Genomic DNA, 23,626 nt, shown 5'->3' with positions numbered 1-23,626 from the left:
AAGGCGCTGAAACCATGCACACACGTCAACTCGGAACAAACGGCCCGCTCGTCTCCGCCATCGGCCTCGGCTGCATGGGCATGAGCGATTTCTACACACCCGGCAGCGACACCCGCGAAGCCACCGCGACCCTGCACCGTGCCCTGGAGTTGGGCATCAATTTTCTCGACACCGCCGACATCTACGGCCCGCACACCAATGAACAACTGATTGGCCAAGCCATCGCCGGCAAACGTGACCAGGTGTTCCTGGCCAGCAAGTTCGGGATTGTGCGCGATCCGGCACACCCGGCGCAGCGTGGCGTGAACGGCCGCCCCGACTACATCCGCGAGGCTATCAACGGCACGCTGCGACGCTTGGGCGTGGAGACCCTCGATCTGTATTACCAGCACCGCATCGACCCGGACGTCGCCATCGAAGAAACCGTCGGTGCCATGGCCGAGTTGGTCCAGCAGGGCAAAGTGCGCTACCTGGGCTTGAGCGAAGCCTCTGCCGCGACACTTGAACGCGCGCATAAGGTGCACCCGATCAGCGCGTTGCAAAGCGAGTACTCGCTGTGGAGCCGCGACCAGGAACACAACGGCTGTCTCGCCGCCTGCCGGCGCCTGGGCATCGCGTTCGTGCCCTACAGCCCGCTGGGCCGTGGTTTTCTAACCGGTGCGCTGAAAAGCCCGGATGACTTCGGTGCCGATGACTACCGTCGGTTCAGCCCGCGCTTCCAGGGTGAGAACTTTGGCAAAAACCTCGAACTGGTGAAGCAGGTACAAACGCTGGCAGCCGACAAAGGCGTGAGCGCCGGACAACTCGCGCTGGCCTGGGTGTTGGCGCAGGGTGACTTCATCATTCCGATACCCGGCACCAAGCAGCGCAGGTATCTGGAAGAAAACGCGGCGGCGGTGTCGATCAGCCTCAGCCAGGCAGAGCTCGCGGCACTGGAGGCGATCTTCCCCATCGAGGCAACCGCCGGCTTGCGTTACCCCGAGGCAGTAATGGCCATGCTGGATATCTGAATAAAAAGAGCGCCCTCACCCGGCTAATGCCAGTCAGTTAAGGGTGAGCACCGTACCTGTGGCGAGGGAGCTTGCTCCCGCTGGGTCGCGAAGCGGCCCCAGCTCTTCGTTTCAAAAGACTGGGACTGCTACGCAGTCCAGCGGGAGCAAGCGCCCTCGCCACGGGTGACTTTTCGCTCTTGCTGCTTCTTAACTGACTGGCATTACCCTCACCCGGCGATCTTTTTTCTTGCACGACCGTACCTAAAGCTTCGCCCTCCCAAGCCGATAGCCCTACGAAGCTCTAACAAAGCCGCGTCGACAATAAACGCTTCGTAAGGACGACCTCATGCCCCCACTGCGCTCTATCCAAGCCCGCTATACCCTGTTCCTGGTGCTGTTCGTCCTGGTGTTATTTGTGTTGACCGTGGTGGGCATCGGCCAGTTGGTCGCGCCCACGCTGCGACAGACAGAAGAACAGGTGGTGCTCAACCGCATCGCCGAGGTCGCCGAGCAGATTCAGGGTGAACTGAACAAGGTTCAGTCCCAACAACGCACCATCACCCAGACCATCCCACTGCTCGACAGCGATGCCATCGACAAGGTCCTTCCGGGCCTGGTCGACCAGTATGGCGAGCTGAAAGTCTTCGGGGGCGGGATCTGGCCGTTGCCCAACCAGCGCACACCGGGGCGTAACAAACACAGCACGTTCTGGCACCGAGATGCCTCGGGCAAGCTGGCGGTGAATACGTTCTGGAACAGCGACCCCGCGCCCAACTATTACGACCAGAGCTGGTACAAAGGCGGCTTGGCCTCGCCGCGCGGTCAATGTGCCTGGGCGGCCGCCTACAAGGACGACGCCAGCCAGGAGCCGCGCACCAACTGCGCCATGGCCATCCAGCGCGACGGCGTGCCTTATGGTGTCGCGACCATCGACGTGACCCTGGGCTTCTTCAATGACCTGGTGGCCAGTAAAGAGAAAGACATCGGCGGGCAAATGCTGATCGTCGAAGGTGACGGCAAGATCATCAGCAACAGCACCCGCATCAGCGGTCCGGTGGTGCTGAAGAACATCAGCGAACTCACCGGCACTTCGGCGTTTGCGGCCCAGGTCAGCAAAGCCCTGGCCCACCGCGACCAGGCGCTGCAACGCAACGAGTTCGACAACCAGGGCGTGGCCAGCACTTTTTACATGCGCCCTATCGGTGGCACGCCATGGTTCCTCGCCACCGCCCTGCCCACCTCACTGATTACCGCCCAGCGTGATGACGTACTGGGCACCTTGGCCTTGCTGCAAATCCCTATGGTCCTGCTGCTGGTGCTGCTCGCCGCGTATGCGATCCGCCAACTGGTGCAGCGCATGAAGTCGTTGAAAACAAATATCGACGCACTGTCCGCCGGCGATGCCGACCTGACCCGCCGCATCACCATCCGTGCCGAAGACGAATTGGGCGCCATCGGCCACTCGGTGAACCGCTTTATTGTCTACCTGCAGAACATGATCGGCGAAGTCACCCAAGCCACCGGCGCCATGTCGTCAAGCCTTGAGCAACTACAGCGGACGTCGGCGCACACCAACCAGATCCTGGTACGGCATGCCTCGGAAACCGACCAGACCGTCACCGCCATCACCGAAATGAGCTCCACCGCCGACACCGTTGCGCAAAACGCCGCCGAAACCGCAGCGTTCACCCAGCGCGCCAACGAACACGCCGACCGTTCCCGCGTGGTCGTCGGTGAAGCCTCCAACAGTGTCAGCGCGTTGATTGGCGAAGTGTCCAGTGCGACCCACAGCGTGGAAAACATGCGCCAGGATGCCGCGCGCATCACCGAAACCCTCGGCGTGATCGGCGCAATCGCCGGCCAGACCAACCTGCTCGCCCTCAACGCCGCGATTGAAGCGGCGCGTGCCGGTGAGCAAGGCCGTGGTTTTGCGGTGGTGGCCGATGAAGTCCGCGCGCTGGCCGCACGCACGCAGGCCAGCACGTCGCAGATCAACGAAATGCTCACCCGCCTGACGGCAGGCGTGAGTTCCTCGGTCGCCGCGATGGAAAACACCCAGGCCAGCTGCCAGTCGGCCGCGGATGCCACGGCGCGGGTGAACACCGGGTTGGATGAAATGGCCGGCTCGGTCAGCCACATCAATAACCTCAGCACCCAGATCGCCACGGCCGCCGAGCAGCAAAGCGCGGTGACCGAGGAGATCAACCGCAGCATGGTGCAGATCCGACAAATGGTCGAAGAGTTGGTGCAGAGCGGCCATGCCACTGAAACCAATACTCAAAGCCTGCTGGACGCGAATGGTCGGGTAATTGCGTTGATGGGTCGATTCAAGGTGCAGTGATAAACGGCTGAAACACTCCCGTGCAATGTGCGGGAGTGGGACTATTCTGACAGTTCAAGGTGATTACTACTGCCACACAGGAGGTGTGCCATGCGCGCAGCCGAGCAGTCGGTCCGCTTGGAGCGGATCAGTCAGGAACGCTTTATCCAGGCCCCCATCGACGCCGTTTATGACTACGTGACCCAACCGGATCGCTGGCACGAATGGCACCCCACCTCCCTCAGCGCCGATACGGGCACCACCGGTTCACTCCCGCCCGGCGCACGTTTCACCGAGTTCATCGATTTGCTGGGTGTGCGTGTGCCCATGAGTTACCGCGTGCAGATCGCGCGGCGCCCCGGCGAATTCAAGACCGTGTTCACTTCCCTGGCCGTCGACGGCTCGATTCACTACTTCCTGTTGCCCCATCAAGGCGGCACGCTGTTCAAACGTGTATTGACCTATGAAACCGAATTGCAATTGGCCACCTTGCATGAACGCATGATTGAACTGTCGGCGGTCGCCCTCGGCCAGCTCAAGCATCGCCTGGAAAACCCACCTCTCGTATAATTTGGAAACATTACCGCCACACCCCCCCTCGGTGGAGACTGGCTTGCCTGCGCTGACGTCGTCATGATCGCCTACATCCTGACGACGTTCACCGACCGACGAGCCCCACCATGAAAACCCGATTGCGATTGGCCCTGCTTTCAACCCTCTTCACCGCCACCCTGGCCCAGGCTGCCGACCTGATCCCCATTGACGTGCACCGCGACGCCAACTGCGGTTGCTGCAAAAAATGGATCAGCCACTTGGAAAGCAACGGTTTCAAGGTCAATGACCACGTCGAAACCGACATGAGTGCGGTCAAACAACGCCTGGGCGTGGCGCCGCGCCTGGGCTCCTGTCATACCGCCGTGATCGACGGCAAATTCGTCGAAGGCCATGTGCCTGCCGAACAGGTGCTGGCCTTGCGCAAACGCAACGACCTGCTGGGCGTCGCCGCGCCGGGCATGCCCATGGGCTCGCCCGGCATGGAGGTGGAAGGCCGCAGCGAGGCCTATCAAGTCATCGGCCTGACCCGTGAAGGCAAAGATGTGGTGGTGGCGCAATACCCGGCACAATGATCGCGGGCTACCTGGGGTTGTTTTTCGCGGCGTTTGGCGCCGCGACATTATTACCCCTGCAATCGGAAGCCGTATTGGTCGGCCTGCTCCTCAGCGGCCATTACAGCCTGTGGCTGTTGCTGGGCATTGCCACGTTGGGCAATGTGCTGGGCTCAGTGGTGAACTGGTGGCTGGGCCGCTGGGTGGAGCACTTCAAGCAACGGCGCTGGTTTCCCATCAACGACAAGCAACTGGAAAAAGCCCGCAACCATTACGAGCGCTGGGGGCATTGGACGTTGCTGCTCAGTTGGCTGCCGATCATTGGCGACCCGCTGACACTGGTGGCCGGGGTGATGCGCGAGCCACTGTGGCGATTCCTGCTACTGGTGACCCTGGCCAAAGGCCTGCGTTATGGCGTGCTCGCGGCGATCACCTTGCAGTGGGTGTTAATCTCCACTTAATCGTCTCGCAACAGCATCCGAATACCCTTCTCGGAGCCCAGCCAATGCCTCTGATCCGCGCTTTTTGTATCGCCGGCCTGCTCACAGCCACTGCCGCCCCGGCGTTCGCCGCGACCTACGGTCCCGAACTGCAAGGCTTCGAATACCCCTATCCGCTCAAGCATTTCGCGTTTCAATCCCAGGGCAAGTCCTTGCAAATGGGCTATATGGACGTCCCCGCCAAAGGTCAGGCCAACGGTCGCAGCGTGGTGCTGATGCACGGCAAGAACTTCTGCGGCGCCACCTGGGAAGGTTCGATCAAGGCCTTGAGCGACGCCGGCTACCGGGTGATCGCGCCGGACCAGATCGGATTCTGCAGTTCCAGCAAGCCCGATCATTACCAGTACAGCTTCCAGCAACTGGCGCTTAACACCCACCAACTGCTGGAAAAGCTCGGCATTCAAAAGGCCACCCTCCTCGGCCATTCCACCGGCGGCATGCTCGCCACGCGCTACGCCCTCATGTACCCCGAGCAAACCGAACAGCTGGCGATGGTCAACCCGATCGGCCTGGAAGACTGGAAAGCGTTGGGCGTGCCCTCGCTCAGCGTTGACCAGTGGTATGAGCGGGAGCTGAAGGTCAGCGCCGAAGGCATTCGCAACTACCAACTCAATACCTATTATGTCGGGCGCTGGAAGCCGGAGTATGAGCGGTGGGTGGACATGTACGCCGGCCTGAGCAACGGCCCCGGGCATACGCAGGTGGCATGGAACTCGGCGTTGATTTACGACATGATCTTCACCCAGCCGGTGTACTACGAGTTCAAGGACCTGCAGATGCCCACGCTGCTGCTGATCGGCACATCGGACAACACTGCCATCGGCAAAGACATCGCGCCGCCGGCGGTCAAGGCCACGCTTGGCGATTATGCCGTGCTGGGCAAGCAGGTGGCCAAGCTGATCCCCCATGCAACCCTGGTGGAATTCCCGGGCCTTGGGCACGCGCCGCAAATGGAAGAACCCGCCCAGTTTCACAAGGCACTGTTGCAGGGCCTTAACGCCCTTTAGTCCAACCTTTTTCGAGGCACTCGTGAATGTCGGTACAGATCGCAGTCATTGATGATTGGCAGAATGTGGCCAGTGGCGTGGTGGATTGGTCGGTCCTTGCGGCCGTGGGCCAGGTGCATTTCCTGCACGATTACCCGGCGGATACCGCCACCATGATCGAGCGCTTGCAGGGCTTCGAGGTCATTTGTGTGATGCGTGAGCGCTCTACCTTCGACAAAGCCCTGCTGCAAGGCCTGCCCGCGCTTAAATTGCTGGTGACCGGCGGCATGCGCAACGCCGCGATCGACATTCCCGCGGCCAAGGCCTTGGGTATCCAGGTCTGTGGCACCGACAGCTATAAACACGCGGCGCCGGAATTGACCTGGGCGTTGATCATGGCTTCCACGCGTGACCTGGCGGCTGAAGCCCATTCGCTGCGCGCCGGCCACTGGCAGACCGGCCTGGGCGGCGATCTGTATGGCAAGACCCTGGGGATTCTCGGGCTGGGCAGTATCGGCCAGAAAGTCGCGCAGTTTGCCCAGGTGTTCGGCATGCGTGTCATTGCCTGGAGTGAAAACCTCACCCCGGAACGGGCCGCCGAGTCAGGCGTGACGTGGGTCAGCAAGCAAGCCTTGTTCGAACAGGCGGACATTCTCACCGTGCACCTGGTGCTCAGTGACCGCACCCGTGGCTTGGTGGACGCGCAAGCGCTGGGCTGGATGAAGCCCAGCGCGCGCCTGGTCAACACCGCGCGGGGGCCGATAGTGGATGAGCAGGCGCTGGTGCAGGCCCTCGAAAGCGGCCGCCTGGCCGGTGCGGCGCTGGACGTGTATGCCCAAGAGCCGCTGCCCGCGGATCATCCCTTCCGCCGCTTGCCAACGGTACTGGCCACCCCGCACGTGGGCTACGTGAGCGAGCAGAATTACCGGCAGTTCTACTCGCAAATGATCGAAGACATTCAAGCCTGGGCGAACGGCGCGCCCATTCGCACCCTCGGCTAACGCACCAATGTAGTGAGTGGGCTTGCCCCACGCTGGGGCGCGAAGCGGCCCCAAAACCAAACGCCTCGGTGGCACTCATTGCACCGAGTACGCCTTATGAGGAGCGCTTCGCACTCCGACGCGGGACAAGCCCGCTCACTACAACACCTTGCCCACTACAAGGGCATAACGTTAAAAGTATTTTGTCCTACAAAATCTTCTCGAAAACCCTACAGGCTCTAGGATATGTCCTAGACTGATGACCGATGGGTCCGTTTCAAAACAAAAGCCCCGCGAAAAAATCGAAACTTTACAACTCTGCCATAGGTCAGGTTTAGGGTAAGGCGCGCACATGCGGTTCATACCAGATGCCGTCTATCCATTCTTTTTGAGCTAACCGTGCAACTGGCATACGCCTTGCCCCAACTATTCAAAGGGCGTTATGCGCTTGCGCCTGGCCGCAGGATGCGGTCATCGGAGCTAGTGGCAGCGGGCCATTAGCCGACCAACACGTGGAGAGAACTATGATCAGTGCCGCTGCAAGTATTCAGGGAGAGCGTGTTAGTCAGCCAGTTGGCGGGTCGACCTCTTTGGTTGACCTCAACACGGTGCGGCCGGTCCCGAGTCACAATCCCAATCGCAAGAAAGTGCTGTTTGTCACCTCTGAATTCGCCGATCTGGTGAAAACCGGCGGCCTGGGCGATGTGTCCGCTGCCCTGCCCCGCGCCATGGCCCACCTGCACGATGTGCGGGTGCTGATCCCTGGTTATCCGCAGGTAATGGAGAGCGACAACCCGATCCATATCATCGGTGAGCTGGGCGGCCACGCTGCGCTGCCGCCGTGCAAGATCGGGCGGATGGACCTCAAGGACGGCCTGGTCATCTATGTACTGATCTGCCCCGAGCTCTACGAGCGTGAAGGTACACCCTACGGCGCCAACAACGGCCGCGACTGGCCGGACAACCATATTCGTTTCGCCCGCCTGGGCCTGGCCGCCGCCGACATGGCCGCCAACCTGGCGCAGATCCACTGGTGCCCGGACCTGGTGCACGCCCACGACTGGCCCGCTGGCCTGGCACCGGCCTATATGCACTGGCGTGGGTCACGCACCCCGACCCTGTTCACCATCCATAACCTGGCGTATCAGGGCGTCGTCAGCCTGGCTTCCACGCCGGAGCTCGGCATTCCACCCCACGCCTTGCAACAGGAAGGCATGGAGTTCTACGGCAAGATGTCGTTCCTCAAGGCCGGCATGGCGTATTCCAGCCATATCACCACCGTGAGCGCCACCTACGCCCAGGAAATCACTACGCCTGAATTCGGCTGCGGCCTGGATGGCTTTTTGGCCAGCAAGACCCAGCAAGGCTTGCTCAGCGGCATTCCCAACGGCATCGAAGACAGCTGGGAAACCTCCACCGACCCCCACCTGACGCACAACTTCAATATTGGCGATTGGGAAGGCAAGGCGGTGAACGCCGCGCAGGTGCGCAACCTGTTCGGCCTCCACGACTCGACGGGTCCGCTGTTCGCCGTGGTCTCGCGCCTGGTCTTCCAGAAAGGCCTGGACCTTACCGAAGCCGTTGCCAGCTTTATCGTCGAACAAGGCGGCCAGATCGCGATTATCGGCCGGGGTGAGCCTGAAGAAGAAAACGCCATGCGTGAACTGGCGCTGCGCTTCCCAGGCCAGATCGGCGTGCGCATCGGCTTCAACGAGACCGACGCCCGGCGCATGTTCGCCGGCAGCGATTTCCTGCTGATGCCGTCGCGTTACGAGCCCTGCGGCCTGAGCCAGATGTACGCCCAGCGCTTCGGTTCGCTGCCCGTCGCACGTAACACCGGTGGCTTGGCTGACACCATTGAAAACGGTGTCACCGGCTTCCTGTTCAATGAATCCACGGTCGACAGCTACAAAGAAGCCTTGAGCCGCGCGTTCAAGGTGTTTGCCTTCCCTGGCTTGCTCAACGCCATGCGCTGCCGGGCGATGACCCAACCGTTCAACTGGAGCCAGGCCGTGGAACCCTACGCCGAACTGTATGAGCAACTGGTGGCTAAAGCACTGGGGAAATCCGCTAAATAATCAAAGGGAGGTTTTTATAGATGCCGTTACGGACTCTGGAAACCTGGCCCCACGGCGCAATCATGCTGGACGCGCAACACACGCGTTTCGCCTTGTGGGCGCCAGACGCGTTTTATGTCAGCGTTGAATTGGAAAACGGCAAGTCCGTCGCCATGCTGCCCCAGGCAGAAGGCTGGTTTGAAACCGAAATAGCGTGCCCGGCGGGCACGCGCTACCGCTTCAATATCGATGGGGAAATGGACGTACCCGATCCCGCCTCCAGGGCCCAGGCCTCGGATGTGCACGGTTGGAGCGTAGTGGTCGACTCCCTCGCCTATCAATGGCGTCACAGCAATTGGCAAGGCCGCCCCTGGCACGAGGCAGTCATCTATGAACTGCACGTCGGTGCCATGGGGGGTTATGCCGGCATTGAGAAACACCTGCCACGCCTGGCCGAATTGGGCGTTACCGCGATTGAATTGATGCCGTTGGCGCAATTCCCCGGCGATCGCAACTGGGGCTACGACGGGGTCCTGCCCTATGCACCCCAAGCCTCCTACGGCACCCCTGAACAGCTCAAGCACCTGATCGACAGCGCCCACGAACATGGCTTGGCGGTGATTCTCGACGTGGTCTACAACCACTTCGGGCCCGACGGCAATTACCTGGGCCAATACGCCAAGGGGTTCTTCCAGGAAGACGTGCACACGCCATGGGGCGCCGGCATCGATTTCAACCGGCGTGAAGTGCGGGACTTCTTCCTCGATAACGCATTGATGTGGTTGCTCGAATACCGCTTCGACGGCCTGCGCCTGGACGCGGTACACGCCATCGATAACCCGGAGTTTCTCAAGGAGCTGGCCCACCGCGTGCGCGAGCAGGTGGACACGGGCCGCCATGTCTGGCTGATGCTCGAAAACGAGCTCAACCAGGCCGGGCTCCTGCAGCACGATTTCAACGCGCAGTGGAATGATGATTTCCATAATGTGTTGCACGTGCTGTTGACCGGCGAAACCGATGCGTATTACAGCGACTTCGCCCAAGACCCGACCGCTAAATTGGCCCGCTGCCTGGGCGAAGGCTTTATCTACCAAGGCCATACAACCCGGCATGGCCATGTGCGTGGCGAACCCAGTGGGCACCTGCCACCGAGCGCGTTCGTGGCGTTCCTGCAAAACCATGACCAGATCGGCAACCGTGCCCTGGGCGAGCGCCTGCATCAGCTCTGCTCGCCGCAGGCCTTGAAGGCGGCGACCGCGCTGCTGCTGCTGTCGCCGATGATCCCGCTGATGTTCATGGGTGATGAGGCCAACGCCAGCGAGCCTTTCCTGTTTTTCACCGATCACCATGGCGAGCTGGCCGAGGCGGTGCGTGAAGGTCGACGCAATGAATTCAAGGATTTCGCCGCGTTCCAGGACCCGGAGCGGCGCGAACGCATTCCCGATCCCAATGCCCTGCCGACCTTTTTGCAAACCACGCCCAGCTTCGACGAGAACGAACACACCCAGCTCTATCGCCAACTGCTGAGCCTGCGCCACCGGCATCTCGTGCCGCACCTGCCCGGCAGTGTCGCGCTGGGCGCTCAGGTCCTGGCCGATCACGCCGTCAGCGCCCGTTGGCGCCTGGGTAACGGCAGTGTGTTGCGGATCGACCTCAACTTGAGCGCCGTGCCGCTGGATCACCCAGCCACGGAGCCGGTCCTTTTTCAAACGCCTGCCAACGCCGGCGCAACCCTGCCGCCGTACAGCGCACGCGTCACCCTATCCCCTGTTGGAGAGCACCCTTGAGTGAAGCGAACCTGGAAATCCTCGCCAGCCGAGCGGGCCTGGCCGTCGATTGGATCGACGCAAACGGCCGCCCGCAACGTGTAACACCCGACGCCCTGCGCGCCGTTCTCAAAGGCCTGGGCCACCCGGCCGACAGTGACGCAGAGATCGACGCCAGCCTGCTTGAACTGGAGCGGGTACAACAAGACAAACACCTGCCGCCCTTACTGACCATCGACAGTGGTGACGGCCTCGACCTGGCGCGCTACTTCGAACCGGACACCCTGTGCCGGGTCAGCCTGGAAGACGGCGACACCCTGGAACTGCGGCTCGATGGCGACGCCGTCCTGCCAGGCGTCATTGCCCTGGGTTATCACCAAGTGCATATCGCCGATCAGGTCTTCACCTTGGCCGTCGCCCCCACGCATTGCTACAGCGTCGCCGAAGCGGTCGATACCCAACCGGCCCGCGCCTGGGGCCTCAGCGCGCAACTGTATGGCCTGCGCCGCCTGGGCGACGGCGGTTTTGGCGATACCCTGGCCTTGGAGCACCTGGCCCGCTCGGCGGCCGAGCGCGGCGCCGATGCCCTGGCCATCAGCCCGATGCATGCCATGTTCAGCGCCGACACCGGGCGCTACAGCCCGTATTCGCCGTCGAGCCGGTTGTTCCTCAACAGTTTGTACGCCTCCCCGGGCTGCATCCTGGGTGAGCGCGAAGTGCGCAATGCGATCGAGTCCCTCGGCCTGGCGGATGAACTGCACGCGCTGGAGCAACACACCCTGATCGACTGGCCCGCCGCCGCCAAGGCCAAGCAACGCCTGTTGCGTGCACTTTATGAAGACTTCCGTCATGGCCACCACCCACAACACGCCGACTTCCTCAGTTTCCGCCAGGCCGGTGGCGAGGCGCTGGAAAACCATTGCCGCTTCGAAGCCGTGCAAGCGGCCCGCGCAGCGGCGGGTGAAGCACTCGACTGGCGCCACTGGCCCGAAGACTGGCGCAGCCCGCAGAGCCCGGCACTGGCGCAGTTCGCCGAAGACAATCGCGATGAGATCGGCTACTTCGCGTTCAGCCAATGGCTGATCGCCCGTTGCCTTGAGCGCGCGCAACAAGCTGCGCGCGGCAGCGGCATGGGCGTCGGCTTGATCGCCGACCTCGCGGTGGGCGCCGACGGCGGTGGCAGCCAGGCCTGGAGCCGCCAGGATGAATTGCTGGCAGACCTGACCGTCGGTGCGCCGCCCGACATTCTCAACCGTGCCGGCCAGGGCTGGGGGATTTCCGCCTTCTCGCCCGAAGGTCTCAAGCGCAATGGTTTTCGCGCCTTTATCGAAATGCTGCGCGCCAACTTTGCCCATGCCGGCGGCTTGCGCATCGACCATGTGATGGGCCTGCAACGCCTGTGGGTGATCCCCATGGACGCCTCGCCGCGCGAAGGCGCCTACCTGTATTACCCGGTGGATGACCTGTTGCGGCTGTTGGCGCTGGAGTCCCACCGTCACCAGGCCATTGTGCTCGGTGAAGACTTGGGCACGGTGCCGGATGGCCTGCGTGAAAAACTCATCGCGCGCTCGGTCCTGGGCATGCGTGTGTTGCTGTTCGAGCAAAACCACGAGGGCCGGTTCACGCCGATCCTCGACTGGCCGGACAACGCCCTGGCCACCACCAGCACCCATGATTTGCCGACCCTGAACGGTTGGTGGCACAGCCGCGATATCGACTGGAACATCCGGCTTGGCCTGATCGACGCGCCCACGGTGGAGCAATGGAGTGAACACCGCCTGCGCGAACGCCAGGCACTGCGCCAGGCCTTGAGCCAGGACCCGCAGAACTTCGTCGAAGAAATCCGCAATGAAACCGACCATATGATCGACGCCAGTGCGCGCTACCTCGGCCACACCCGCGCGCCCCTGGTGCTGTTGCCGTTGGAGGACGCCCTCGGGGTGGAGGAACAAGCCAACCTGCCCGGCACCACCGACACCCATCCCAATTGGCGTCGCCGCCTGCCGGGCGAGGCGTCCAGCCTGCTCGACAATGCCGGTGCCGCCCGCCGCCTCGAGCTGTTGGCCGTCGCGCGCAACCAAGCCTATGAGCGTGACCGATGAACGCACTGCCCCTGCGCGCGACCCAGCGCCTGCAATTCCATAAAGGTTTTACCCTCGATGATGCGGTGCCCCTGGTGCCGTATTTCGCCCAGTTGGGCATCAGTCACCTGTATGCCTCGCCTCTGCTCAGCGCCCGTGCAGGGTCCATGCACGGCTACGATGTGGTAGACCCCACCAGCGTCAACCCGGAGCTGGGCGGCGAACCGGCCCTGCGCCGCCTGGTCGCGGCGCTGCGTGAACACAAGATGGGCCTGATCCTCGATATCGTTTCCAACCACATGGCCGTGGGCGGCGCCGACAACCCTTGGTGGCTGGACCTGCTGGAATGGGGGCGACTGAGCCCCTACAGCGAGTTCTTCGATATTCAATGGCACTCACCCGACCCCCTGCTCAAGGGCCAATTGCTGATGCCGTTCCTCGGCAGCGACTACGGCGAAGCCCTGCAGGCCGGCACCCTGACGTTGCAGTTCGACGCCCCCCACGGCGCGTTCTACGTTGAGCACTACGAACACCGCTTCCCGATCTGTCCAAAAGACTACGCGGCGATCCTGGGCACCGAGGCGCCGCTCAAGCCCCTGGCCGAGCGCTTCACCGCCCTCGCCCATCAGGAAGACGCCTACCACGAGGCGGCGTGGCTCAAACAGGCCCTGGCCGAACGCGCCACCGAGGTGCTGCCGGCCATCGAGCAGCGGCTGACCACCTTCGACGGGCGCCAGCCCGAAGGCTTCAAGCGCCTGCATCAACTGCTGGAACAACAGGCCTACCGCCTGGCCAGCTGGCGCACGGCGGCGGATGACATCAACTGGCGGCGCTTCTTCGATGTCAACGAACTCGGCGGCCTGCGCGTGGAGCGTACCGCGGTGTTCGAAGCCACCCATGGCAAGATCTTCGAACTGATCAGCGAAGGCTTGGTGGATGGCCTGCGCATCGACCATATCGACGGCCTGGCCGACCCGCGCGGGTATTGCCGCAAGCTGCGCCGTCGCGTGGATTCGCTGGTGCCGGAGCGGCACTTGCCGATCTTCGTCGAGAAGATCCTCGGCGAGGGCGAAACCCTGCGTGAAGACTGGCAAGTGGACGGCACCACCGGCTACGAATTCATGAACCAGTTGTCGCTGCTGCAACACCAGCCGGACGGCTTCGAACCGTTGGCCGAGCTGTGGACACGCCACAGCGAACGGCCTGCGGCGTTTATCGAGGAAGCGCGGCTGGCACGCCAGCAGATCCTCAATGGCTCCCTCGGCGGTGACTTTGAAAGCGTGGCCCAGGCCCTGCTGCAAGTGGCCCGCGACGACGTGATGACCCGCGACCTGACCCTCGGGGCCATCCGCCGGGCCTTGCAGGAACTGATCGTGCACTTCCCGGTGTACCGCACCTACATCAGCGCCCGTGGCCGTAGCGCCGCCGACGACAAGGTGTTCCAGCAGGCCATGGACGGCGCGCGCACGACCTTGGGTGAAGGCGACTGGCCGGTACTTGAGCACCTGGAAAATTGGCTCGGCGGCCAGCCCTGGCGCAATCGCCCGGTGGGCCGTGAGCGCAAGATCCTCAAGCATGCCTGCGTGCGCTTCCAGCAACTGACCTCGCCCGCCGCCGCGAAAGCGGTGGAAGACACCGCGTTCTATCGTTCGGCGGTGCTGCTGTCGCGCAACGACGTGGGCTTCAGCACCGAACAGTTCAGTGCGCCCTTGGCCGACTTCCATGCGGTCAACCAGCACCGTTTGCAGACCTTCCCCGACAACCTGCTGGCCACCGCCACCCACGACCACAAGCGCGGCGAAGATACCCGCGCGCGCCTGGCCGTGCTGAGTGAGTGCGCGCCGTGGTACGTCGAACAGGTCGAGCATTGGCGCAGCCTCGCCGCGCCGCTGCGGGTTGACGCGAATACGCCGTCGGCCGGCGATGAATTGATCCTCTATCAGGCACTGCTGGGCAGTTGGCCGCTGGACCAGGACGCCGACTTCGAGGGTTACCAGCAACGCCTGTGGCAATGGCAGCAAAAAGCCCTGCGCGAAGCCAAGTTGCAAAGCAGCTGGAGCGCGCCCAACGAAGCGTATGAGCAAGGCGTCGAAGCCTTCCTCTCGCGGCTGCTGCTCACTGATGAGGGGCGCGAACTGCGCACCGCCATTGGCAACGCCGCCCAGGTGATCGCCCCGGCCGGTGCGCTCAATGGCCTGGCGCAATCCTTGCTTCGCATCACCGTACCGGGTGTGCCGGACCTGTACCAGGGCGATGAGTTCTGGGACTTCAGCCTCGTGGACCCGGACAACCGCCGCCCGGTGGATTTCAACGCACGGCAACAGGCGCTGGATACTCCGCCGGACCTCGGTGAACTGTTGTTCAACTGGCGCGACGGGCGCATCAAACAGGCGTTGATTGCTCAGGTGCTGGGCTTGCGTAAAGCCCATCCCGAACTGTTCCGCAGCGGCGCATATACACCGCTGGAAGTGGTCGGCACGCACGCCGAACGGGTGGTCGCTTTCGCCCGCGAGTATCAGGGCAAATACGTGCTGGTGGTGGTGCCACGCTGGTCGCACGCGCTGCTTGAAAACGGTGTGCACCCTCAGGTCAATGCGCGGGTTTGGGGCGATACACGGGTGAAATTACCGTTCGCCGCGACAACTCAAAACTGGAAGGGACTTTTTCATACAGGCGCAGTCACACCAGACAAGGAGCTGTTGATCAGCACTGCCCTGGGGGATTTCCCGGTCAATGTCTTTATCAATCCTGATGATCAAGAAAGCTGAAATTTTCTGCGAGGAGCATTGTGATGAGTACTGAAGACAAACGCATACGCGAACTGGCACATCAGATCTGGGAGTCTGAGGGCAAACCTCACGGCGAGGACGCGCGACACTGGGAGATGGCGCGCAAACTGGCGGAAGCCGAAGCGCTGACGCCGAGCAAGCCCAAGCCCACAGCCAAGCCCAAGGCAAGCGCACCCAAGCCCCCGCCAAAAGCCAAGCCGGCCGCACCGGCCGCCAGTAAGCCAGCACCACCGGCGGCGAAGAAACCACCAGCGCCGAAAAAGCCTAAGCCTTGAACCCGAGCCTCTTGCCGGTGCCGTCGGCAAGGGGTGATTTCATTTTCCATATTGTCAGCTGAAATTTCGTCAGCACGGCCGCACTCGGCCTGAAAAAAGACCTTTGCAGGAGCAACACCATGAGCAAACCCGACAAAACCCCACCGACGCCGGACAACGAGCCGTCGCGGATCCGTGAAGGTTTGCCCTTCCCGCTTGGCGCGACCTGGGATGGCCTGGGCGTCAACTTTGCACTGTTTTCGGCCAACGCCACCAAAGTGGAGTTGTGCCTGTTCGATGATTCCGGCGAAGTCGAGCTGGAACGCATCGAACTACCGGAATACACCGACGAAACCTTCCACGGCTATCTGCCCGACGCCCACCCCGGGCTGATTTACGGCTACCGCGTGTACGGTGCGTATGACCCGGCCAACGGCCACCGTTTCAACCACAACAAATTGCTGATCGACCCCTATGCCAAACAGCTGGTGGGCGAACTCAAATGGTCCGAGGCGCTGTTCGGCTACACCATCGGCCACCCGGATGACGACCTGAGCTTCGACGAACGCGACAGCGCGCCCTTCGTGCCTAAGTGCAAGGTGATCGACCCGGCCCACACCTGGGGCAACGATCAGCCGGTACGGGTGCCGTGGGACCGTACGATCATCTACGAAACCCACCTGCGCGGCATCAGTATGCGTCACCCTTCCGTCGGCGAGTCCGTGCGCGGCACCTGCGCCGGGCTGATGGAAGATGACGTGCTCAAGCACATCCGCCAGCTGGGTATTTCGTCGGTAGAACTGCTGCCGGTGCACGCCTTTGTCAACGACCAGCACCTGCTGGAAAAAGGCATGACCAACTACTGGGGTTACAACAGCATCGCGTTTTTTGCCCCCGACCCACGCTACCTGGCCAGCGGCAAGATTGCTGAGTTCAAGGAGATGGTCGCGCACCTGCACGAAGCCAAGCTCGAAGTGATCCTGGACGTGGTCTACAACCACACCGCCGAGGGCAACGAGCGCGGTCCGACCCTGTCGATGCGCGGTATCGACAACGCTTCGTACTACCGCCTGATGCCGGATGACAAGCGTTTCTACATCAATGATTCCGGTACCGGTAACACCCTGGACCTGAGCCACCCGTGCGTGTTGCAAATGGTCACCGACTCACTGCGTTACTGGGCGACCGAGATGCACGTCGACGGTTTCCGCTTCGACCTGGCGACCATCCTTGGCCGCTACCGCGATGGGTTTGACGAGCGCCACAGTTTCCTCGTGGCCTGCCGCCAGGACCCGGTACTGCGCCAGTTGAAGATGATTGCCGAGCCCTGGGACTGCGGCCCCGGCGGATACCAAGTGGGCAACTTCCCGCCGGGCTGGGTGGAATGGAACGACCGTTTCCGCGACACCGTGCGTGCATTCTGGAAAGGCGACGACAGCCAGTTGGCCGACTTTGCCGCCCGCATGACCGCTTCCGGCGAGATGTTCAACCACCGTGGGCGCCGCCCTTACAGCTCGGTGAACTTCATCACCGCCCATGACGGGTTCACCCTGCACGACCTCGTGTCGTACAACGACAAGCACAACGAAGCCAACGACGAGAACAACCAGGACGGTAGCAACAACAACCTGTCGTGGAACCACGGTGTCGAAGGCCCGACAGACGACCCGGAAATCAACGCGCTGCGCCTGCGTCAGATGCGTAACTTCTTCGCCACGCTGCTGCTGTCCCAAGGCACGCCGATGCTGGTGGCCGGTGACGAATTTGCGCGTACTCAGCACGGCAATAACAACGCCTACTGCCAGGACAGCGAGATCGGTTGGATCAACTGGGACCTGGACGAAGACGGCAAGGCGCTGCTCAAGTTCGTCAAGCGCCTGATCAAGCTGCGCCTGGCCTACCCGATCCTGCGTCGCGGGCGCTTCCTGGTGGGCGACTACAACGAAGACATCGGCGTGAAGGACGTCACCTGGCTGGCGCCGGATGGCAACGAGATGACCACCGAACAGTGGCAAGACAGCAACGGCCGCTGCCTGGGCATGCTGATGGATGGCCGCGCCCAAGAGACCGGCATTCGCCGCCCTGGCGCCGATGCCACCTTGTTGCTGGTGGTCAACGCGCACCACGACATGGTCAATTTCCGCCTGCCGTCGGTGCCCCAAGGTGAATTCTGGACCTGCATGCTCGACACCAACGAGCCGGCCGTGCGCGGCCAGGAACGCTTTGACTTTGATCACGAGTACGCGGTGACCGGCCGCTCGCTGCTGCTGTTCGAACTGCAGCGTGACGACGAGGTGTGAGATGGCTTTGCATGGATTCCTTCAGGGCTACCGGGGCTATGCGGACACGCAAGCCCTGGGCGCGGCCCTGAAGGCGCTTCAGGAGGAAGGCCTGGACCAACTGCCCTTGCCGGGCAGCGGCCAGACACTGGCGCGGTTCAGCCGCTTGGCGCAGGTGGCAGGCCATGACCTGCGCCTGTGCAAGCTGTTCGAAGGCCACACCGATGCCTTGGCGATTATTGCCGAGCTCAACAGCCCCTTGCCGCCCTTGGGCAGCACATGGGGCATGTGGGCGGCCGAGCCGCCAACGGCCAAGGTGCGTGTGCTGCAAGAGGGTCATCGCCTCAGGGTGCAAGGGCGTAAAGCCTGGTGCTCCGGCGCGGCGGTGGTGAGCCATGGGTTGATGACCGCCTGGGATGAAGAAGATCGGCAGCAGTTGGTAGCGGTGCACATGGATCAACCCGGCATCACCGTCACTGACGAGGGCTGGAACGCGGTGGGCATGGCCGCCACCGGCAGTGTGGAGATTGTGTTTGACGGGGCGTGGGGGCTGGCCGTTGGTGGTCCGGGTGACTACCTCGCCCGCCCCGGTTTCTGGCAAGGCGGCATCGGTATCGCCGCCTGTTGGTACGGCGCGGCGCAACGGCTGGCGGAAGTCTTGCGCGAACACTGCAGCAAGCGTCCCGAGCCGCACGCCCTCGCGCACCTCGGCGCCGTCGACAGCGTATTGAACAGCGCTGCGTGCGTACTGCGCGCCAGCGCCGAACAGATCGACCGCGCACCCAAGGCCGACGCCAGGGAACTGGCCCAGCAGGCCCGTGCCTGCATCGAAGACACTGTTGAGCAAGTGACACACCACGTCGGCCGCGCGGTCGGCGCGGGGCCTTTCTGCAAGGACCCGCATTTTGCCCAATTGATGGCGGACCTGCCGGTGTACATGCGCCAGAGCCATGCCGAGCGCGACTTGGCAGGCCTCGGAGCATTGGTCGCAGGCGACTCCACAGGGAGGTGGCAGTTATGAAACCCAACCCGATTGTGGGCCAGGGCACGCCGCTGCATCACTGGCAGGCCTCAGCGAAAATGGCCGAGCTGCCCCACATCAGCGTCGAACAATTGGTTCCCGAAGGGCATCGTGCCGTGATCATCGCGCCCCATCCGGATGATGAAGTGCTGGGGTGCGGCGGGTTGATGCAGGGTTTGGCGGCGCTGGGCCGGCCGATCCAGCTGATTTCGGTGACCGATGGCAGCGCCAGTCACCCCGGTTCGCACCGCTGGTCGGTGGAACGCCTGAGCGTGGTGCGCCCTCAAGAGTCTGCCCAGGCCCTGCATCGCCTCGGCTTGCCACTGCACAGCCTGAAATGGCTGCGCGCAGGGTTTGCCGACAGCCAGGTGGCCGCTCGCGAAGCGGAACTCGCCGCGTTTATCCAGCGCTACCTCAAGCCCACCGATGTGGTGTTCACCACCTGGCGCGAAGACGGCCATTGCGACCATGAGGCCGTCGGCCGTGCCAGTGCCAAGGCTGCCCAGGCGGTAGGCGCCACCCTGTATGAGTTGCCGGTGTGGACCTGGCACTGGGCAACCCCGGAAAACAGCCTGGTGCCCTGGCACCGCGCGCGCAAGATCCCGCTGACCTGCGAAGCCGTGGCCCGTAAGCGCCACGCCATCCATGCGTTCGCCAGCCAACTGGAAGGCGACCCGCAGATCGGCCTGGCGCCCGTGCTCGCGCCCTATGTGGTGGAGCGCCTGTTGCAACCCTTTGAAGTGGTATTCGTATGAGTGTGGCTACGCCTTACTTCGACCAACTGTTCGCCGAAAACGACGACCCCTGGGCCTTTCGCCAGCGCTGGTACGAACGACGCAAACGCGCGATGACCTTGGCCATGCTCACGCGGCCTCGCTATGCCTCGGTGTTTGAACCGGGTTGCGCCAATGGCGAACTGAGTTTCGAGCTGGCCGCCCGCTGTGATCGCCTGTTGTGTTGCGACACTGCCTCGGCGGCCGTGGCCCTTGCGCGCAGTCGCTTGCTCGGCTTCCCCCATGCCGAGGTGCAGCAGAGCCGTTTGCCCGAGCAGTGGCCCACCGGCCGGTTCGAGCTGATCGTGCTGAGCGAGTTGTGCTACTACCTGGATGCCGAAGACCTCTGCCGGTTGATCGATCGCGCCCGCGCGTCGTTGACCGCCGACGGCCAGTTACTGGCCTGCCATTGGCGTCCACCTATCGCAGGCTGCCCGCAAACCGCCGAAGAGGTGCATGCCTTGCTGCAGCAACGATTGGCGATGCCGCAGGTGGCCAGCTATCACGAACATGACTTTCTGCTCGACCTGTGGAGCTGCGATGGCACCTCGGTCGCTACCCTTGAGGGCCTGCGATGATCGGCATTCTGATCCCGGTACATAACGAAGAGGCGTTGCTGGGCGACTGCCTGAAAGCGGCACTGATCGCCGCCGCCCACCCTGGCCTGTTGGGCGAAGCGGTGACTATCCTGGTCGTGCTCGACAGTTGCAGCGATGGCAGTGCCGCGATTGCACAGGCCTACCCGGTGCAGTGCCTGGAAGCCCAGGCGCGCAATGTGGGCCATGTGCGGGGTGTGGGCGCACGTCATCTGCTCAATCAAGGTGCGCGCTGGATCTCCTGCACCGATGCCGACAGCCGGGTGGCGCCCGATTGGCTGGTGGCCCAACTGGCACTGGGAGTGGACGCGGTGTGCGGCACCGTGACGGTGGATGCCTGGAGTGAAGATTTCGACCCGGCGGCGCAGATTCGCTATCACCAAGGCTATGAGGCGCGGGACGGTCACCGGCACATCCACGGTGCCAACCTGGGGGTAAGCGCCGGCGCTTATATTCGCGCCGGTGGTTTCGACCCCCTGCCGTGCCATGAGGATGTCCAATTGGTGCGCAACCTTGAGTTGTGCGGCGCCTCTATCGCGTGGAGCCACACCCCGCAAGTGATCACCAGTGCGCGCCTGGACGCCCGTGCACAAGGCGGTTTCGGCGACTATTTGAAGACCCTGATGCACGCCACTTAAAAAAACGACGTTACAAAATGTGAAACCCGGCAATCCTTGTCTATGCTGAGGACGCCTTGCTGGCATTCCTGGAGTGGAGTGCCATGCCATCACCGCGGCGGAGTCTGCGGTGAATAAAAGAGCGTCGTCCCGTCAACGGGGCACGACCCAGCATCAACCGACAAGGATGTGACACCCATGAAGCTTGCTTCCTTAAGCGACGGCCGTAGCGGCCCTGCTCAAATCTGGAACAGCGCCCCACAGCTGGCGCAAATCCCGCCCATTACCCCTTCCGCTTTGGTGCCGCGCGGCGCACGCGTGGTGATTATCGCCCCTCATCCCGGCGACGAAGTATTGGCCTGCGGCGGCCTGCTGCAGTTACTCAGCATGCGGGAACATCCGCTGCAACTGATCTCCATCACCGACGGCAGCGCCAGTCATCCAGGTTCCAACGTGTGGCCAGCCAGCCGCCTCAGCGTGATCCGCCCCCAGGAAAGTGTCGAGGCCCTGCGCCGCCTGGGCATGCCGCTGCACAGCCTGAAGTGGATACGCGGCGGCTTTTGCGATAACGCCCTCGCCGCCCGCGAACCGCAACTGAGCCCTTTCATTGCGCGCTACCTGCAACCGGGTGATGTGGTGTTCAGCACCTGGCGCAATGACGGCAATGAGGACCACGACGCCGTCGGCCGTGCCAGCGCCAAGGCCTGCAGCCTGGTCGGCGCGCAGCTGTACGAACTGCCGATCTGGGCCTGGCACTGGCCTGCCCGCGAAGGGGCGATCATCCCCTGGCAGCGCGCGCGCAAGGTGCGCCTGGACACCTGGAGCGTGGCGCGCAAACTCCATGCCGCCCATGCCTACGCCAGCCAATTGGCCGGTGATCCGGAGATCGGCCTGCCACCGATGCTGGCTCAGGTGTTGCTGGAAAGAATGCGCGAGCCGTATGAGATCGTGCTTACGTAGGCTCCCCACTCGTCTACACCGTTCAGTCCTGGCAGTAGCGCCCTGCCCCACGCTGGAGTGTATCGGCCCACGCGCAAAGGCCCGAGGTGCTTGCCAAGGCGATCATTGGCGCGGGTCACCTGTGACCGAGTCGGCAGCCTTCATCCAATGGGCGCCCCGATAGCGCGAGAGCTGGTAGGCAATTCCCAGCCAGATGAACCAGGCCGGCATTACATACAGCGCCAGGCGTGTGTCCGGCCGCAACGCCAGCAGGCCGAGTACAAACAGCAGAAACGCCAGGGAAAACCAGGCCATCGGCACACCACCGGGCATCTTGTAGAGGGATTTGGCGTGCAGGTCCGGGCGTTTTTTGCGGTAGGCGATGTAGGACGCGAGGATGGTCGACCAGGTAAAGATCACCAGGATCGCCGACACCGTCGACACGATGGTGAAAGCGGTCATCACCTCCGGCACCACAAACAGCAACACCAGCCCCAAGAGCATCAGCAAGGTGGTAAATGCCAGGCTGATAAACGGCACGCTGCTGCTCGACAGGCGCCGGAAGATCCCCGGTGCGTCGCCCAGGTCGGCCAACCCGAACAACATGCGGCTGGCGGAAAACACCCCGCTGTTGGCCGAGGATGCCGCCGAGGTGAGTACCACGAAATTGACGATGCCCGCGGCGGCGGGGAAGCCTGCCACCAGGAACAACTCCACAAACGGACTCTTGCTTGGCGAGACCTGCTGCCATGAAGTCACCGCGATGATGCACGCCAGGGCCAGCACGTAGAACAGGATGATACGCAACGGGATCGAGTTGATCGCCTTCGGTAAGGTGCGCTCCGGTGCACGGGTTTCGGCGGCGGCGGTGCCGATCAGCTCGGTGCCGGCGAAGGAAAAGATCGCCATCTGGAACCCGGCAAAAAAGCCGAACAGGCCATTGGGAAACGCCGCCTGTTTATCCAGCAAATGGGTCAGCGACGCGGTAACGCCGGTGGGCGAGACAAACGAGCTGGCAATCAGCACCACACTGACGCCGATCAAGGTCACCACGGCGATGATCTTGATGATCGCGAACCAGAACTCCACTTCGCCAAACAGCTTGACCGTCAATACGTTCAACGCGAACAGCGTGAGCAGCATGCCCACGGCGGGCATCCAGGCCGGCACATGGGGAAACCAGTACTGGAAGAACCCGCCCACGACCACCGCATCCCCCACCACGGCCACGCTCCAGCTCAGCCAGTACGACCAGCCCAGAAAGAACGCCGCACGCGGCCCCAGGTACGCACCGGCAAAGTCGGCGAAGCTCTTGAAGTTGAGGTTGGAGAGCAGCAGCTCGCCCATGGCGCGCATCACGAAATACACGAACAGCCCGATGATCATGTAGATCAGGATGATCGAGGTGCCGGACAGCGCGATGATCTTGCCGGAGCCCATGAACAGGCCGGTGCCGATCGCACCGCCCATGGCCATCAACTGGATATGGCGGTTGTTCAGGGTGCGTTGCAACGCAGGCTTTTCATAAAGCCCGGACGTGGATGTTTTCATCACAAAACCTCTTGTTATG

The 23,626-nt window shown here is 62.7% G+C and carries 19 protein-coding genes and 1 pseudogene; 19 read left to right on the top strand and 1 reads right to left on the bottom strand.

Annotated elements, in window-relative coordinates; all coding sequences use genetic code 11:
- Positions 1–14: 14 nt before the first annotated feature.
- The 19 genes and pseudogenes from BM403_RS30540 to BM403_RS30455 all read left to right on the top strand — a co-directional run bounded on the left by BM403_RS30540 (position 15) and on the right by BM403_RS30455 (position 22,077).
- Positions 15–1,010, top strand: coding sequence for an aldo/keto reductase (locus tag BM403_RS30540; RefSeq protein ID WP_012724515.1), 996 nt, complete (start codon positions 15–17; stop codon positions 1,008–1,010).
- Between the two features lie 328 nt (positions 1,011–1,338).
- A pseudogene (locus tag BM403_RS32740) lies at positions 1,339–2,472 on the top strand (cache and HAMP domain-containing protein); the annotation flags it as partial.
- Between the two features lie 15 nt (positions 2,473–2,487).
- Positions 2,488–3,333 (top strand): methyl-accepting chemotaxis protein, encoded by an 846-nt coding sequence (locus tag BM403_RS32735; protein WP_371914036.1) that lies wholly within the window; start codon positions 2,488–2,490, stop codon positions 3,331–3,333.
- 90 nt (positions 3,334–3,423) lie between these two features.
- Positions 3,424–3,882 (top strand): SRPBCC family protein, encoded by a 459-nt coding sequence (locus BM403_RS30530; protein ID WP_012724517.1) that lies wholly within the window; start codon positions 3,424–3,426, stop codon positions 3,880–3,882.
- 110 nt (positions 3,883–3,992) lie between these two features.
- Entirely contained in the window at positions 3,993–4,439 is a 447-nt protein-coding gene (locus tag BM403_RS30525; RefSeq protein WP_012724518.1) for a DUF411 domain-containing protein, read from the top strand.
- The gene (locus tag BM403_RS30520) at positions 4,436–4,879 is read left to right on the top strand and encodes a YqaA family protein (RefSeq protein ID WP_093546852.1); all 444 of its coding nucleotides are present in this window, start codon (positions 4,436–4,438) and stop codon (positions 4,877–4,879) included. Before BM403_RS30525 ends, BM403_RS30520 begins: the two co-directional genes overlap by 4 nt.
- A gap of 44 nt (positions 4,880–4,923) precedes the next feature.
- Complete coding sequence (locus BM403_RS30515) at positions 4,924–5,925, top strand: alpha/beta fold hydrolase (protein WP_093546849.1); 1,002 nt, start codon at positions 4,924–4,926, stop codon at positions 5,923–5,925.
- Between the two features lie 26 nt (positions 5,926–5,951).
- The gene (locus BM403_RS30510; RefSeq protein WP_093546847.1) at positions 5,952–6,905 is read left to right on the top strand and encodes a D-2-hydroxyacid dehydrogenase family protein; all 954 of its coding nucleotides are present in this window, start codon (positions 5,952–5,954) and stop codon (positions 6,903–6,905) included.
- Positions 6,906–7,408: 503 nt separating this feature from the next.
- Positions 7,409–8,962: a glycogen synthase GlgA gene (gene glgA / locus BM403_RS30505; RefSeq protein ID WP_080567197.1), complete on the top strand. Its 1,554-nt coding sequence runs from the start codon at positions 7,409–7,411 to the stop codon at positions 8,960–8,962.
- A gap of 20 nt (positions 8,963–8,982) precedes the next feature.
- The gene (gene treZ, locus BM403_RS30500; protein WP_093546844.1) at positions 8,983–10,728 is read left to right on the top strand and encodes a malto-oligosyltrehalose trehalohydrolase; all 1,746 of its coding nucleotides are present in this window, start codon (positions 8,983–8,985) and stop codon (positions 10,726–10,728) included.
- Positions 10,725–12,809 carry a 4-alpha-glucanotransferase gene (malQ, locus tag BM403_RS30495; protein ID WP_093546841.1) on the top strand — a complete coding sequence of 695 codons (2,085 nt, stop codon included), beginning with the start codon at positions 10,725–10,727 and terminating at the stop codon, positions 12,807–12,809. The genes treZ and malQ overlap by 4 nt, the downstream gene beginning before the upstream one ends.
- Positions 12,806–15,556, top strand: a complete 2,751-nt coding sequence (locus BM403_RS30490; protein WP_012724525.1) for a malto-oligosyltrehalose synthase — start codon at positions 12,806–12,808, stop codon at positions 15,554–15,556. The genes malQ and BM403_RS30490 overlap by 4 nt, the downstream gene beginning before the upstream one ends.
- Positions 15,557–15,579: 23 nt before the next feature.
- On the top strand, positions 15,580–15,852 hold the full coding sequence (locus BM403_RS30485) for a DUF2934 domain-containing protein (RefSeq protein WP_093546838.1): 273 nt from the start codon (positions 15,580–15,582) through the stop codon (positions 15,850–15,852).
- A 119-nt stretch (positions 15,853–15,971) separates the two neighbouring features.
- Positions 15,972–18,131 (top strand): glycogen debranching protein GlgX, encoded by a 2,160-nt coding sequence (glgX, locus tag BM403_RS30480; protein ID WP_012724526.1) that lies wholly within the window; start codon positions 15,972–15,974, stop codon positions 18,129–18,131.
- A gap of 1 nt (position 18,132) precedes the next feature.
- Positions 18,133–19,131 (top strand): acyl-CoA dehydrogenase family protein, encoded by a 999-nt coding sequence (locus BM403_RS30475; protein WP_093546836.1) that lies wholly within the window; start codon positions 18,133–18,135, stop codon positions 19,129–19,131.
- Positions 19,128–19,886, top strand: coding sequence for a PIG-L deacetylase family protein (locus tag BM403_RS30470; RefSeq protein WP_093546833.1), 759 nt, complete (start codon positions 19,128–19,130; stop codon positions 19,884–19,886). The genes BM403_RS30475 and BM403_RS30470 overlap by 4 nt, the downstream gene beginning before the upstream one ends.
- Positions 19,883–20,482: an SAM-dependent methyltransferase gene (locus BM403_RS30465; protein WP_012724529.1), complete on the top strand. Its 600-nt coding sequence runs from the start codon at positions 19,883–19,885 to the stop codon at positions 20,480–20,482. The genes BM403_RS30470 and BM403_RS30465 overlap by 4 nt, the downstream gene beginning before the upstream one ends.
- Positions 20,479–21,138: a glycosyltransferase family 2 protein gene (locus tag BM403_RS30460; protein WP_012724530.1), complete on the top strand. Its 660-nt coding sequence runs from the start codon at positions 20,479–20,481 to the stop codon at positions 21,136–21,138. Before BM403_RS30465 ends, BM403_RS30460 begins: the two co-directional genes overlap by 4 nt.
- A gap of 177 nt (positions 21,139–21,315) precedes the next feature.
- Complete coding sequence (locus BM403_RS30455; RefSeq protein ID WP_046036155.1) at positions 21,316–22,077, top strand: PIG-L deacetylase family protein; 762 nt, start codon at positions 21,316–21,318, stop codon at positions 22,075–22,077.
- A gap of 102 nt (positions 22,078–22,179) precedes the next feature.
- On the opposite strand, the gene BM403_RS30450 is transcribed toward BM403_RS30455, so the two are convergent.
- Entirely contained in the window at positions 22,180–23,607 is a 1,428-nt protein-coding gene (locus BM403_RS30450) for an amino acid permease (protein WP_046036156.1), read from the bottom strand.
- Between the last annotated feature and the right edge of the window lie 19 nt (positions 23,608–23,626).

Source organism: Pseudomonas sp. OV546 (assembly GCF_900116845.1).
Classification (GTDB): Bacteria; Pseudomonadota; Gammaproteobacteria; order Pseudomonadales; family Pseudomonadaceae; genus Aquipseudomonas; species Aquipseudomonas petroselini.
This window is presented reverse-complemented; position numbering and strand designations above follow the sequence as displayed.